General features: G+C 73.1%; 15 protein-coding genes. 6 read left to right on the top strand and 9 right to left on the bottom strand.

Annotated elements, in window-relative coordinates:
• Positions 1-29 precede the first annotated feature (29 nt).
• Positions 30-995: a 2,3,4,5-tetrahydropyridine-2,6-dicarboxylate N-succinyltransferase gene (dapD, locus tag ACFYE1_RS00805; protein WP_387738923.1), complete on the bottom strand. Its 966-nt coding sequence runs from the start codon at positions 993-995 to the stop codon at positions 30-32.
• Positions 996-1,046: 51 nt separating this feature from the next.
• On the opposite strand from dapD, the gene dapE reads away from it, so the two are divergent.
• Positions 1,047-2,156, top strand: coding sequence for a succinyl-diaminopimelate desuccinylase (dapE, locus tag ACFYE1_RS00800; protein WP_387738921.1), 1,110 nt, complete (start codon positions 1,047-1,049; stop codon positions 2,154-2,156).
• A 6-nt stretch (positions 2,157-2,162) separates the two neighbouring features.
• On the opposite strand, the gene ACFYE1_RS00795 is transcribed toward dapE, so the two are convergent.
• The 4 genes from ACFYE1_RS00795 to ACFYE1_RS00780 all read right to left on the bottom strand — a co-directional run bounded on the left by ACFYE1_RS00795 (position 2,163) and on the right by ACFYE1_RS00780 (position 5,494).
• Positions 2,163-3,035: an amino acid ABC transporter permease gene (locus ACFYE1_RS00795; protein ID WP_387738919.1), complete on the bottom strand. Its 873-nt coding sequence runs from the start codon at positions 3,033-3,035 to the stop codon at positions 2,163-2,165.
• Complete coding sequence (locus ACFYE1_RS00790) at positions 3,035-3,721, bottom strand: amino acid ABC transporter permease (protein WP_387738918.1); 687 nt, start codon at positions 3,719-3,721, stop codon at positions 3,035-3,037. Before ACFYE1_RS00790 ends, ACFYE1_RS00795 begins: the two co-directional genes overlap by 1 nt.
• 134 nt (positions 3,722-3,855) lie before the next feature.
• Positions 3,856-4,719: a glutamate ABC transporter substrate-binding protein gene (locus ACFYE1_RS00785; protein WP_387738916.1), complete on the bottom strand. Its 864-nt coding sequence runs from the start codon at positions 4,717-4,719 to the stop codon at positions 3,856-3,858.
• Positions 4,720-4,774: 55 nt separating this feature from the next.
• Positions 4,775-5,494: an amino acid ABC transporter ATP-binding protein gene (locus tag ACFYE1_RS00780; RefSeq protein ID WP_387739077.1), complete on the bottom strand. Its 720-nt coding sequence runs from the start codon at positions 5,492-5,494 to the stop codon at positions 4,775-4,777.
• Positions 5,495-5,704: 210 nt separating this feature from the next.
• Here ACFYE1_RS00780 and ACFYE1_RS00775 point away from each other — a divergent pair, with 210 nt between their 5' ends.
• The 3 genes from ACFYE1_RS00775 (at position 5,705) to ACFYE1_RS00765 (ending at position 7,493) form a co-directional block, all read left to right on the top strand.
• Entirely contained in the window at positions 5,705-6,013 is a 309-nt protein-coding gene (locus tag ACFYE1_RS00775) for a DivIVA domain-containing protein (RefSeq protein ID WP_387738914.1), read from the top strand.
• Positions 6,010-7,215 carry a hypothetical protein gene (locus tag ACFYE1_RS00770; protein WP_387738912.1) on the top strand — a complete coding sequence of 402 codons (1,206 nt, stop codon included), beginning with the start codon at positions 6,010-6,012 and terminating at the stop codon, positions 7,213-7,215. The genes ACFYE1_RS00775 and ACFYE1_RS00770 overlap by 4 nt, the downstream gene beginning before the upstream one ends.
• Before the next feature lie 110 nt (positions 7,216-7,325).
• The gene (locus tag ACFYE1_RS00765; RefSeq protein ID WP_387738910.1) at positions 7,326-7,493 is read left to right on the top strand and encodes a DUF3117 domain-containing protein; all 168 of its coding nucleotides are present in this window, start codon (positions 7,326-7,328) and stop codon (positions 7,491-7,493) included.
• A 113-nt stretch (positions 7,494-7,606) separates the two neighbouring features.
• On the opposite strand, the gene ACFYE1_RS00760 is transcribed toward ACFYE1_RS00765, so the two are convergent.
• Entirely contained in the window at positions 7,607-8,239 is a 633-nt protein-coding gene (locus tag ACFYE1_RS00760; RefSeq protein ID WP_387739075.1) for an O-methyltransferase, read from the bottom strand.
• Positions 8,240-8,451: 212 nt separating this feature from the next.
• Between ACFYE1_RS00760 and ACFYE1_RS00755 the strand changes: the two genes are divergently transcribed.
• A complete protein-coding gene (locus tag ACFYE1_RS00755; RefSeq protein WP_387738907.1) occupies positions 8,452-9,123 on the top strand; it encodes a hypothetical protein in 672 nt (223 codons plus the stop codon).
• Positions 9,124-9,160: 37 nt separating this feature from the next.
• Positions 9,161-9,514, top strand: a complete 354-nt coding sequence (locus ACFYE1_RS00750; protein ID WP_387738904.1) for a Sec-independent protein translocase TatB — start codon at positions 9,161-9,163, stop codon at positions 9,512-9,514.
• 39 nt (positions 9,515-9,553) lie between these two features.
• Here the strand turns inward: ACFYE1_RS00750 and ACFYE1_RS00745 are convergent, their stop codons facing one another.
• The 3 genes from ACFYE1_RS00745 to ACFYE1_RS00735 are packed head-to-tail and all read right to left on the bottom strand — an operon-like array spanning position 9,554 to position 12,657.
• Positions 9,554-10,741 carry an Mrp/NBP35 family ATP-binding protein gene (locus ACFYE1_RS00745; protein ID WP_387738901.1) on the bottom strand — a complete coding sequence of 396 codons (1,188 nt, stop codon included), beginning with the start codon at positions 10,739-10,741 and terminating at the stop codon, positions 9,554-9,556.
• Positions 10,734-11,363 (bottom strand): DUF1003 domain-containing protein, encoded by a 630-nt coding sequence (locus ACFYE1_RS00740; protein ID WP_387738899.1) that lies wholly within the window; start codon positions 11,361-11,363, stop codon positions 10,734-10,736. Before ACFYE1_RS00740 ends, ACFYE1_RS00745 begins: the two co-directional genes overlap by 8 nt.
• Positions 11,356-12,657, bottom strand: coding sequence for a magnesium transporter MgtE N-terminal domain-containing protein (locus tag ACFYE1_RS00735; RefSeq protein ID WP_387738896.1), 1,302 nt, complete (start codon positions 12,655-12,657; stop codon positions 11,356-11,358). Before ACFYE1_RS00735 ends, ACFYE1_RS00740 begins: the two co-directional genes overlap by 8 nt.
• Between the last annotated feature and the right edge of the window lie 75 nt (positions 12,658-12,732).

Genomic DNA, 12,732 nt, shown 5'->3' with positions numbered 1-12,732 from the left:
CGTCGGGCGGCGGACGGCGCCCGCGGTGCTCAGTTGGCGTGCAGCGCCGCGTTGAGCTCCACGGTCCCGCCGGCGCGGGGCAGCACCTCGACCGCGCCGGTGAGGGAGTTGCGGCGGAACAGCAGGTTGGACAGGCCGGAGAGCTCCGAGGCCTTGGCCGTGGACCGTTCGCCGTCCGAGTGCACGCTCACGCGGGTCCCGGCGGTGACGTAGAGACCGGCCTCGACCACGCAGTCGTTGCCGAGGGAGATGCCGACGCCGGAGTTCGCGCCGAGCAGCACGCGCTCGCCCACGGAGATGCGCTCCTTGCCGCCGCCGGAGAGGGTGCCCATGATGGAGGCGCCGCCGCCGACGTCCGTGGCGTCGCCCACGACCACTCCCGCGCTGATCCGGCCCTCGACCATGGACTGGCCCAGGGTGCCGGCGTTGAAGTTGACGAAGCCCTCGTGCATCACCGTGGTGCCCTCGGCGAGGTGGGCGCCGAGCCGGATCCGGCTGGCGTCGCCGATCCGCACGCCCGTGGGGACGACGTAGTCCACCATCCGCGGGAACTTGTCCACGCTGTGCACGGTCACGTGCCCGCCGGAGGCCTTCATCCGGAGCAGCGCGGAGGTCAGCTCCTCGGCGAGCACGGGCCCGCGGTCCGTCCAGGCGACGTTCGCCAGCAGGCCGAAGACGCCGTCGAGGTTCAGGGTGTTGGGCCGGACGAGGCGGTGGGAGAGCAGGTGCAGGCGCAGGTACGCGTCCGCGGCGTCGGCGGGCGCGGCGTCGAGGTCGATCACGGTCTCGAGGATCTCGCGGCGGACGTTGCGGTCGGGGTCGGCGGTGGCCGCGAGCCGCAGGTCCGCGTCGAGGGAGGTGTCGACCGCGCCGGAGAGGGACGGGGTGGGGTACCAGACGTCGAGGACGGTGCCCTCCTTGGGGCCCGAGGCCACGACGGTGGCCAGGCCCAGACCGGAGGCGGGACGGGAGGTGGAAGCAGTCATGGCCTCCATCCTACGGGGGACGCCGGTCCCGGGCCGACCGGCGGGGACGGCCGCCCCGTTATGCTGGCAGCCATGATCGCACCGGAGCTCGACCTCGCCGCGGACCCCGCCGACCTGACGGCCGCCCTCATCGACATCGCGTCCGTCTCGGGCTCGGAGGGCCCCCTCGCCGACGCCGTCGAGGCCGCGCTGCGCCGGCTCCCGCACCTCGCCGTGCACCGGGACGGGGACGCCGTGGTAGCGCGCACCGACCTGGGCCGCGCCGAGCGGGTCGTGCTCGCCGGCCACCTCGACACCGTGCCCCTGCCGACCGCTCCCAGGGCTCGGGGGACCGTGCCCTCCACGTGGACGGGCACCGGCGGCGACCGGGTGCTCTACGGCCGGGGCGCCACCGACATGAAGGGCGGGGTGGCCGTCCAGCTCGTCCTGGCCGCGGCCCTGACGGCGCCGAACCGCGACGTCAGCTACGTGTTCTACGACCACGAGGAGGTCGACGCCGCCGCCAGCGGGCTGGGCCGGCTCCAGCGGCACGCCCCCGAGCTGCTGGAGGCGGACTTCGCGGTGCTGCTCGAGCCCACCGACGGGACCGTGGAGGGCGGGTGCAACGGCACGATGCGCGTCCGCATCACCACCACGGGCCGCGCCGCCCACTCGGGACGGTCCTGGATCGGGGAGAACGCGATCCACAAGCAGGCCGGCATCCTGGCCCGCCTGACGGCCTACGAGCCGCGGACCGTGACGGTGGAGGGGCTCGACTACCGGGAGGGGCTCAACGCGATCCGGATCGGCGGCGGCGTGGCCGGCAACGTGGTCCCGGACACCGCCCACGTGGAGATCAACTACCGCTTCGCCCCGGACAAGAGCCCCGAGGACGCCGTGGCACACGTGCGGGAGGTGTTCGACGGCTACGAGCTCGAGCTCACGGACCTCTCCCCGGCCGCACGGCCCGGCCTGGACCGTCCCGCGGCCGCCGCGTTCGTGGCCGCGGTGGGCCAGGAGCCCAAGCCCAAGTACGGCTGGACCGACGTGGCCCGCTTCTCGCAGATGGGCGTGCCCGCCGTGAACTTCGGCCCCGGGGACGCCCTGCTGGCCCACACGGACGACGAGCACGTGCGCGCCGACGCGGTCCGGGAGTGCTACCGGGCGCTCGCCGCGTGGCTCACGGCCTGAGCGGCGTCAGACGGTCGTCTCCTCGGCGGCCATGGGCCCCTCGGCCGGCTTGGTCCGGCCCGCGGTGCGGTAGCTGAGGAAGCGGGACAGCCACGCGGCCAGCACGGTCAGCAAGTAGTTGATGAGCACGAAGAGCAGGGCCACCACGAACAGCGTCTGCAGGATGTTGCCGTCCCCGGAGCCCAGGCGCCGGGCGCTCGCGAGCAGCTCCGGATAGGTGATGATGTAGCCCAGCGCGGTGTCCTTGAGGATCACCACGAACTGGCTGACCATCGAGGGCAGCATTGCCGTCAGGGCCTGGGGCAGCTCGATCATCCGCAGGGACCGGGAGGGCGTGAGCCCGATGACGAGCCCTGCCTCGCGCTGACCCTTGGGCAGCTGGTGCACGCCCGAGCGGATGAGCTCGGCGATGACCGACCCGTTGTAGAACATCAGCCCCAGCACCACGGCCCAGAACGGCACGTTGGCCGGTTCCACGAGGCCGGCGCGGCCGATCCCCAGGTAGAAGAAGATCATCATCACCAGCACGGGCACGGCCCGGAAGAACTCGACCACCACGGTGCAGACGAAACGCACCGGGGCCAGCTGCGAGAGCCGGCCGAGACCGAAGACCAGGCCGAAGACGATCGAGAGGACCACGGCCAGCAGCGCGGCGCGCAGGGTGTCCCACAGGCCCGGCAGCAGGAAGTTCTCCCACGCGCGCGCGGTGAACAGCGGGGACCACCGGTCGGCGTCGAGCTGGCCCTGCTCGGCGAGCGCGCCCAGCACGATCCAGGCCAGCGCGGCGATCAGCAGGACGCCCGCCACGTTGAAGAGGAGCGTGAGCCGGCGCGCGCGCGGCCCCTGGACGTCGAACAGGACGTTCTGGGTCTTGGCCATCAGCGCTTCACCGCCAGTTTCCGGGAGGCCCAGGTGGTGAGCAAGCCCACCGGGACGACAATGAGGACGAAGCCGAGGGCCACCACCAGGAAGATCGCGATGATCACGTCCGGGCGGAACTCGATCATGGTCTTCATGAGGGAGGAGATCTCGGTGACCGACGCGGCCGCGGCCACCGTCGTGTTCTTGGTCAGCGCGATCAGGGTGTTGCCGAGCGGGGTGATCGCCCCGCGCAGCGCCTGCGGGAAGACGACGAGCCGGGCCGCCGGAAGGAAGCTCAGCCCGATGGCCCGGGCGGCCTCGGCCTGTCCGGCCGGCACCGTGTTGACCCCGGAGCGGATGGCCTCGCAGACGAAGGCCGCGTGGTACAGGCTGAGGCCGATCACGGCGTAGAGGAAGAAGTTCCGGTCGAAGTCCGCGGAGAGGTTGACGCCGAGCTGGCTCCACACGCCCAGGACCAGGAAGACCAGGATGATGGTCAGCGGCGTGTTGCGGAACAGGTTCACGTATCCGGTGCCCAGCAGCCGCAGCGACGCGATGGGGGAGATGCGCATCAGGGCGACCAGCGCACCGAGCACCGCCGAGCCGATCGCGGCCCAGAAGGTCAGCTGGATGTTGACCCAGAAGGCGGCCAGGACGTTGTACTGCTCCAACAGGCTGGCGAAGTCGGTCAGGTAGTCGCTCACGGGAGCTCCCGGGGATCGGGCTGGTGCTGGGTCACGCGAGGGCCCTTCGTCATGGATCGATCAGCGTGCTGCTCCTGCGTGGGCCCGTGGCCGGCCGGATCACGGCCGGCCACGGGGTGCTCACGCGTCCGTCGTCACTCGCCGCAGGGCTCGGGCTCCGGCGGGTTGAGCTCCTCGTTGTAGGAGTAGTCGGCCCCCTCCGTGTTGGCGGTGACCGCCTCCTCCCAGGCGCCCTCGTCGACCATCTTGGTGATGGCCTCGTTGACGGCCTCGCACTGGTCGGAGCCCTGGGGCAGGCCGACGCCGTAGCGCTCCTCCGAGAACGTGTTGCCGACCACCTTGAACTTGCCCTGGTTGGCGTCGGTCGAGGCCAGGCCCGCCAGGATGATGTCGTCCGTGGTGACGGCGTCCACCTGGCCGGACTCCAGCGCGGTGAGGCAGTCGGCGTAGCCGGGTTGCTCGACGAGGTTGGCGCCCGGCTGGTCGTCCTTGACCCGCTGCGCGGAGGTCGATCCCGTCACCGAGCAGAGGTTCTTGCCCTCGAGGTCGGCGGGGCCGGTGATCGAGGACTCGTCGGCGCGGACGAGGAGGTCCTGGCCGGCCACGAAGTAGGGGCCCGCGAAGTCCACGGTCTGGTCGCGCTCGTCGGTGATCGAGTAGGTCGCGAAGATCATGTCCACCTGGTCGTTGGAGAGCATGTTCTCCCGGTTGGCGGACGGGGACTCGACCCACTCGATCTGGTCCTCGGCGTAGCCGAGCTCGTTCGCGACGTAGGTCGCGACGTCGACGTCGAAGCCGGTGTACTCCTCGCCGTCCCGGAAGCCGAGGCCCGGCTGGTCGTACTTGATGCCGATCCGGACGGACTCGCCCGAACCGCCGGTCTCCCCGCCGCCGGTCTCGCTCCCGCCGCCGGCGTCGCCGCCACCCCCGCACGCGGTGAGGGTCAGGGCCGCGGCCGCGGCCATCGCGGCAAATCCGAGGGGTCTGGTGTTGCGCATGGTGTGCTCCTTGCTGTGGGAGTGGTGGCGTTCGGTCGGAGGGACGGGTGGGCGGTCAGTGGCCGAGGATCTTGCCGAGGAAGTCCTGGGCGCGCGCGGAGCGCGGATTCGTGAAGAACTCCTCGGGGGTGTTCTCCTCGACGATCTGACCGTCGGCCATGAACACGACGCGGTCGGCGGCCTTGCGGGCGAAGCCCATCTCGTGGGTGACCACGATCATCGTCATGCCCTGCTTCGCCAGGGCCACCATGGTGTCGAGCACCTCGTTGATCATCTCGGGGTCGAGGGCGGAGGTGGGCTCGTCGAAGAGCATCACCTTGGGCTCCATGGCCAGGGCCCGGGCGATGGCGACGCGCTGCTGCTGGCCGCCGGAGAGCTGCGCGGGCAGCTTCCCGGCCTGGTTGTCGACGCCCACGCGGGTCAGCAGCTCCATGGCCTGCTTCTTCGCCTCGCCCGCCGACTTCCCCCGCACCTTGACGGGGCCCAGGGTCACGTTCTGCAGGACCGACTTGTGGGCGAACAGGTTGAAGGACTGGAAGACCATGCCCACGTCCGCGCGGAGCTTCGCGAGAGCCTTGCCCTCCTCGGGCAGCCGCTTGCCGTCGATGAGGATCTCGCCGTCGTCGATGCTCTCGAGCCGGTTGATGGCCCGGCACAGGGTCGACTTGCCGGAGCCGGAGGGTCCGATCACGACCACCACCTCGCCGCGCTTCACCTCGAGGTTGATGTCCCGGAGCACGTGCAGGTCCCCGAAGTGCTTGTTGACGTGCGACATGCGGACCAGGGCCTCGGCCGTCCCCGCGGTGGGGGAGGCCGGTGCGGCGGCCGGCGGAGTGGCGTGTGACATACCGGAAAGATATCCCAGAATCGTTCGGCGTGATGCCGGACACGTGGCAATCATGTGAATTGCTTACCCGTCCGTAGAAATGTTGCGGCGTCCGTGCCCGCACGCCCGTCCGCACCGGCCGGCGCATAGCCTGGGAGCATGACCGAACTCCTCGTGGTGCTGACCGGGCTCGTGCTGCTGCTCACGGTGGCGGGCGTCGTGGTCCTGGGCCGCGACCGGCTCTCCGGCCGGATCGCACCGGCCCGGGACGGGATCGCTGTGGGGCGCGCCCCCGACGCCCCGCTCGTGCTGCCCGAGCGCCCGACGGCGGAGGACGTCGAGCGGATCGCGTTCTCCGTCCGGCGCCGCGGCTACGACCCCGCGGAGGTCCACGCCGTGCTCGCCCATCTCGCGGACCGGCTGCCGCCGCCGGAGGACCCGCCGTCCCGCCCGGTGCCGGGGGCGTGAGCGCCCGGCCGGCCACGGCCCGCCGGTGGGCACAGGCGCCCTGGTGGGCACAGGCCCTGCTGGTCTGGGCGGCCTCCCGGATCTGGGCGTGGGCCGTGTTCACCACGGTGGGCCGGCAGCAGGGCCCCGGCCCGTGGGGGGACGGCGCCCTGGGCTACCTCGAGTTCACCGGCACCTGGGACTCGGACTGGTACGAGCGCATCGCCCGGGAGGGCTATCCCGCGGTCCTGCCCCGGGACGGGTCCGGGCAGGTGCAGGAGAACGCCTGGGCCTTCTACCCGGTCTTCCCGCTGGTCGTCCGGACGGTCTCGGCGGTGACCGGCTCGGGCTGGGACGTCACCGCCTCGGCCGTGTCCCTGACGGCGAGCCTCGGCGCCGTCCTGCTCGTCCACCGGCTGTTCCTCCGGTTCGCCCCGCCGGCCACCGCCCTGTGGGGCCTCGCGTTCGTGGCGTTCAGCCCGGTGGCCCCGGTGCTCCAGGTCCCCTACGCCGAGTCGCTGCACCTGCTCCTGCTCGCGGGCGCGCTGCTGCTGGTGGCGCGGGGGGATCACCTCGCGGCCGCCCCCGTGGTGCTCCTCATGTGCCTGACGCGCCCGGCGGGGGTCCCCTTCGCCGCGGCCCTCGGGATCACCTGGCTCGTGCGTTCGGTGCGCCGGCACCGGGCCGGGGAGCTGCGCCGTGCGGTGGACGCCGCCGACGGGCTGCTCGCCCTCGCGGTCTTCTCCTGCGGCGCCGCCCTCGCCTGGCCGGCGGTCGCGTGGGCCGTCACGGGCGAGCCGACCGCGTACACGGACACCGAGACGGCGTGGCGGGGCGGTGGTGGGCTGGAACCCGTCGTGCCGTGGTTCGACGCCGCCGCCGGGCTGTTCGGGCCCGTGCTGGGGCCGGCGGCGCCCGTGCCGCTGGTCGCGGGGGGGACGGTGCTGCTGCGCGCCCGCGTGGTGCGGGACCGGTTGGATCTGCTCACACGAGTGTGGCTGGCGAGCTACGCCGTCTACCTGCTCCTCTTCCTCCATCCCCAGAGCAGCACCTTCCGGCTGCTGCTGCCGCTGTTCCCGCTCGCCCTGCCGCTGGCCGCGGTCTCGGACGCGCGCGCCTACCGGGTGGCCTGCGTGGTGTTCGGCGCGGTGCTCCAGCTCGTCTGGGTCGGCTGGCTGTGGCACTGGAAGCAGCTGCCCGGGGGCGGGGACTACCCGCCCTGACCCCGCGCCGGCCACGCCGACGTGTCCCCCGGGCGCCCGGGTGGTCCGGGTCCACGGCGGCGGCTCGGATAGGATGGGCTTCACACCAATCGAGGAAGAGGAGTTCCCACATGGCGGCCATGAAGCCGAGAACCGGTGACGGACCGATGGAGGTCACCAAGGAGGGGCGCAGCCTCATCATGCGGGTGCCGCTCGAGGGCGGCGGACGGCTGGTGGTCGAGCTGAAGCCGGCCGAGGCCGTGGAGCTCAAGGAGTGCCTGGCCGGCGTCACCGAGTGACCCCCGGCGCGGACGACGAGGGGCCTGGCACCACGAGGTGCCGGGCCCCTCGCCGTGCGCGGGACCCGCCTCCGGCGCCGGAGGGCGGCGGACCCCGCGCGGGAGGCGGCCGCTCAGCGGCGGACGGCCAGCAGCAGGCCCGAGCCGGTCGTCAGCAGGGCGGTGCTGAAGCGCTCGTCCTCCCGGAACAGCCGGTGCACGGCCCGCATGGTCCGGGTGTTCTCCTCGCGGTTGGCCGGCTGCGCCACCTTGTCCTGGGACAGGGCGTCGTTGACCACGAGCAGCCCGCCCGGGCGCAGCAGCCGGACCGCCTCCTCCGCGTAGTCGAGGGTTCCCTCGGCGTCGGCGTCGAGGAACACGAGGTCGTAGGCGCCGGCGCTCAGCCGGGGCATCACGAGGGACGCGCGGCCGGGGATGGTGCGGGTCCGGCTCGTCGGGATCCCGGCCTCGCGGAACGTGTCGCGGGCGGCCCGCAGCGCCCGGATGTCGGTGTCGATCGTCGTCAGCACGGACGTGCCGGGCAGCCCGCGCAGCAGGGCGAGACCGGACACCCCGGCGCCCGTGCCCACCTCGACCACCGTCCCGGGCCGCGCCGCCGCGGCGAGCACGGTCAGGGCGGCGGCCGTCCCCGGGGTCACCGGGGGGATGCGCAGGGCCAGGGAGCGCTCCCGGGCGCGGTAGGCGAGCTCGTCCTCGGCGGCGAACGCCTCGGCGTACGACCAGCTCGTCGTCTTGTCCGCGCCCATGGTCCGCCCTTCGTCGCTGTAGTGGATGCGCGCCATCCTACCGGCTGGGCTCCTGCGCCCGGCCACCGTCCAGTCGGCATCCAGCTTGCCGGTCGATCATGAAGACGTTCACCACGTCTTCCATGGACCCGTTCATGGAGCCGGCCGCGGCGCGGGACCGACCACGGACCCGGCCGGACCGTCCTGCCCGAACCGCCGCACGAGGAGGACCGATGCCCCGCCCGGACCGCACCGCGCCGGCCCGCCGCAGCAGCGCGGTCCCCGTGGCCGCGGCCACCGTGAGCGCGGTGCTCACCCTGGTCCTGGGCTCCGGCTACGCGGTCGGGCGCACGGTCGTGGCGCAGTCCGCGCACAGCGCCGAGGAGAGGGTGCCGGTCTCGGCGTGGCACGGCACCGACGGGGTGCTGCACGCGGACGAGGTGTCCGCGGCCGGGCTGCGCGCGGAGGGCTGGACCGTGCCCACCCTGGCGTCGGACGGATTCCGGGTGGTCTCGATGACCCGGGGCACCCTGTCCGGGCACCCGGTCGTGGCCGTCCGGCTCCTCCGCGGCGACGACGAGGTGGTCGTGGTCGAGCAGCGCGGTCGGGTGGACCGGAGGAACCCGATGGACGGGCTCTCCGGGCTGCCCGTGAGCGCCGAGGGCCTCGAGCCCGTGGCCGTGGAGGGCGTGCCCCTGTGGGTGGACGCCGGGCCGCCGTGGCGCGCGGTCCTCGTGGGGGACGAGGTCGTCTACACGGTCTCGGGGGACTCCGGCCCGTCCTCGATGGCCCGCACGGTGGGTCTCGTCGTGGCCGACGAGCGCGGGCGCGTCGTGGAACCGACCGCGGGGGACCCCGGAGTCGTCGAGACGGTGCTCGTCGGACTGGGCGAGATCTTCGGCTGACCGGTCCGCGGGCCCCGGACTGGTAAAATCTCGTCCTGTGCTCGGCATCAACGGCGGCGAAGCGATCATCCTGGTGCTCCTGGCCCTGTTCATCATCGGGCCGGAGCGGTTGCCGGAGTACGCGGAGAAGCTCAAGGACCTGGTCAAGACCGCCAAGCGCTACGCGACCGGCGCCACCGAGGAGCTCAAGGAGACCCTCGGGCCGGAGATCGCCGACGTCGACTGGCGCAAGCTCGACCCCCGCCAGTACGACCCCCGCACCATCGTGCGCCAGGCCCTGCTCGAGGACGACGAGCCGGCGGAGCCCGCCGCGACGCGGCCTCGCCCCGGGCCGGTGCTGACCCGGCTGGCTCCCGGCGAACGGGCGCCCTTCGACGTCGAGGCCACCTGAGCCGACCCCTGCGCCCGGGAGCGCGGGGCCGGCAGGACGTCAGCGCGGCCCCAGTCCCAGCGGCCGCCCGGCGAGTCCGCGCGGGCGGGCGCCCAGCGCGTCGGCGACCGAGCGCAGGGCGACCGCGGCGGGCGAGCCCGGTGCGGACCACACGACCGGGCGGCCCGCGTCCCCGCCCTTGCGCAGGGCGACGTCGAGGGGCACGGCGCCGAGCAGCGGCACCTCGTAGCCGAGCCGGCGGGTGAGGGAGTTCGAGATGCGGGTACCCCCTCCGGCGCCGAAGAGCTCGAGCACGCTGCCGTCCGGCATCGGCATGCCCGCCATGTTCTCGACCACCCCGGCCACCTTCTGGCCGGTCTGCACCGCGAGGGCCCCGGAGCGCTCGGCGACCTCGACGGCCGCCTGCTGGGGCGTGGAGACCACGAGCACCTCCGCCGAGGGCAGCAGCTGAGCCACGGAGATCGCGATGTCGCCCGTTCCCGGCGGGAGGTCGAGGAACAGGTGGTCCAGGTCCCCGAAGTGCACGTCCGTGAGGAACTGCTCCACGGCGCGGTGCAGCATGGGCCCCCGCCAGGCCACCGGCTGGTCCGGGTCCACGAACATCCCGATCGAGATGACCTTGAGCACCCCGGCGCGCCCGGAGTCCTCCCGTGCCCCCTCGGGGACGTCCACGACGGGGGGCAGGATCATGTCCCCGACCTGCGTGGGTGCCCGGTCGATGCCGAGCAGCCCCGGGACGGAGAACCCGTGGACGTCGGCGTCCACGATGCCCACCGACCGGCCCCGCGCCGCGAGCGCGGCGGCGAGGTTCACGGTGACCGTCGACTTGCCGACACCGCCTTTGCCGCTGGTCACGGCGTGCACCCGCGTCAGGGAGGACGGGTCGTTGAAGGGGACGGTCCGGGTGTGGCCCACCCGCTCCTTGAGGGCGGTCCGCTGCTCGGGGGTCATCACCCCGATCTCGACGTCCACGGAGCGCACACCGGCCACGGTTTTCACGGCGTCCCGGACGTCCCGCTCGATGGTCGAGCGGAGGGGGCAGCCGCTGATGGTCAGCAGCACGTGCACGACGGCGTGGCCGGCGTCGTCGAGGGCGGCGGAGCGGATCATCCCCAGCTCGGTCACGGGCCGGCGCAGCTCCGGGTCGAGCACGCGGTCGAGCGCCGCGCGCAGCGCGGGGTCGAGGGCCTCGGGGGCCAGGACGTCGTCGGGGCGGGGCTCAGGCACGGGGGATCCCTCGGGTCTCGGGGGCGGTGGGGCGGTCGGGGTTCCGGCTCCTGCGGCGCGCGGCCCTCCTCGGCGGCGTCCCCGGCTCGTCGGCGTCCGGGGCGTCGTCCTGGGACTCCAGGATCTCCTCGAGCACCGAGCGCAGCTCCGAGCGCACGAAGTCGCGGGTGGCGACGTCGCGCAGCGCGATCCGCAGCGAGGCGATCTCCCGGGTCAGGTACTCGGTGTCGGCGAGGTTCTGCTGCGCGCGGCGGCGGTCCTCCTCCTGGGTCACCCGGTCCCGGTCGTCCTGCCGGTTCTGCGCCAGCAGCAGCAGGGGCGCCGCGTAGGAGGCCTGCAGCGAGAGCATCAGCGTGAGCAGCGTGAAGTTCAGGTCCTTCGAGTCGAACTGCAGCTCTCGGGGGGCGATGGTGTTCCAGCCCAGCCACAGGGCCACGAACACCGTCATCCACAGCAGGAACTGGGGCGTGCCCATGAAACGGGCGAATCCCTCGGTCATCCGGCCGAAGGCGTCGGGGTTCGGCCGGAACCGGTCCAGCAGCCCGGGCCGGTGCTCGCGCGGCTGGTCGAGGGCGTTGCCGCGGGGGCTGACGCGGGGGCGCCGGGGCTCGCGCTCACTCATACCGCTTGCCCACCTTCCGGATCGGGGTCCCGTCGTCGGCGGTGCGCCAGTCGTCGGGGAGCAGGGCGTCGAGGACGTCGTCGATCGTGATCGCCCCGACCACCCGGTCGTGGTCGTTCACCACCGGGATGATGGTGAGGTCGTAGGTCGCGAGCTCGCGGGCGACCTCCTGCAGGGAGGCGAGGTCGGAGACCGGCTCGAACGAGCGGTCGATGAGGTTGCCCACGGCCTCGGGCGGGGGATAGCGCAGGAGCTTCTGGGTGTGCACCATCCCCAGGTACTTGCCGGTGGGGGTCTCCAGCGGCGGGCGGGAGACGATCACGGCCGCCGCGACCGCGGGGCTGAGCTCCTCCTGGCGGATGTGCGCGAGCGCCTCCGCCACCGTGGCCTCCGGCGGCAGGATGATCGGCACGGGGGTCATGAGCGAGCCGGCCGTGCCCTCCTCGTACTCCAGCAGGCGCCGGACGTCCTCGGCGTCCTCGGGCTCCATGAGCGCGAGCAGCTCCTCGGCCTGGGCCTCGGGCAGCTCGTTGAGCAGGTCGGCGGCGTCGTCGGGCTCCATCTCCTCGAGCACCGTGGCCGCGCGGTCAGGCTCCATGTTGGTGAGGATGTAGACCTGGTCCTCCTCCGGGAGCTCCTCGAGGACGTCGGCGAGCCGGTCGTCCTGGAGCTCGTGGGCGATCTCGAGCATGCGCTTGGCCGACATGTCGTGGAGCTCGTCGGCGAGGTCGGCCGGCTGCTGCTCCTCGTGGGAGGCGACCCACTGGGTGGCCGGCTGGTGGCCCGCGGCGGAGGGGTCGCCCGCGTCCTCCCAGTCGATGATGAGGGTCTCGTTGCGCCGGCGCATCAGGCCCCCGCCCGCGCCGGTGCGGCGGACGAAGAGCTGGGTGATCAGCCAGTCCCCGGTGTTGCGCTTGCGCTCCATCGCCATGTCCTCGACCGTGGCCGAGCCGGAGCCGTCGCGCAGCACCACGGTGCGGTCGAAGACCTCGCCCACGGCGAGGGTCTCCGCTCCGCGCTGCTCGAAGCGGCGAAGGTTCACAAGGCCCGTGCTGATGATCTTCTCCGCATCGATGCTGGTCACGCGGGTCATCGGCACGAACACCCGCTTCTTGCCGAGGACCTCCACCACGAGGCCGACCACGAGGGGCCGCCGGGAGGAGCGGCCGTACCGGGAACTGCCGCGCATGAGCACCACGACGTCGCGCAGCCGCCCCAGACGGTCCCCCAGGGGGTCGAACACGTCCAGGCCGATCAGGCGCGCGATGAAGATCTTGTCGATGCTGCTGCTCACCGTACAAGACTACCCACCGGCAACCCGGGGCCCGTCGCGGGGCGGGGCGCGGGGTCGGGCGCGCGACCGGGGCGG

Origin of the sequence: Kocuria nitroreducens, from assembly GCF_042879195.1 — a bacterium.
GTDB lineage: Bacteria > Actinomycetota > Actinomycetes > Actinomycetales > Micrococcaceae > Kocuria > Kocuria nitroreducens.
Note: the sequence above shows the minus strand (reverse complement) of the source record. Positions and strands in the feature narration are given on the sequence as shown.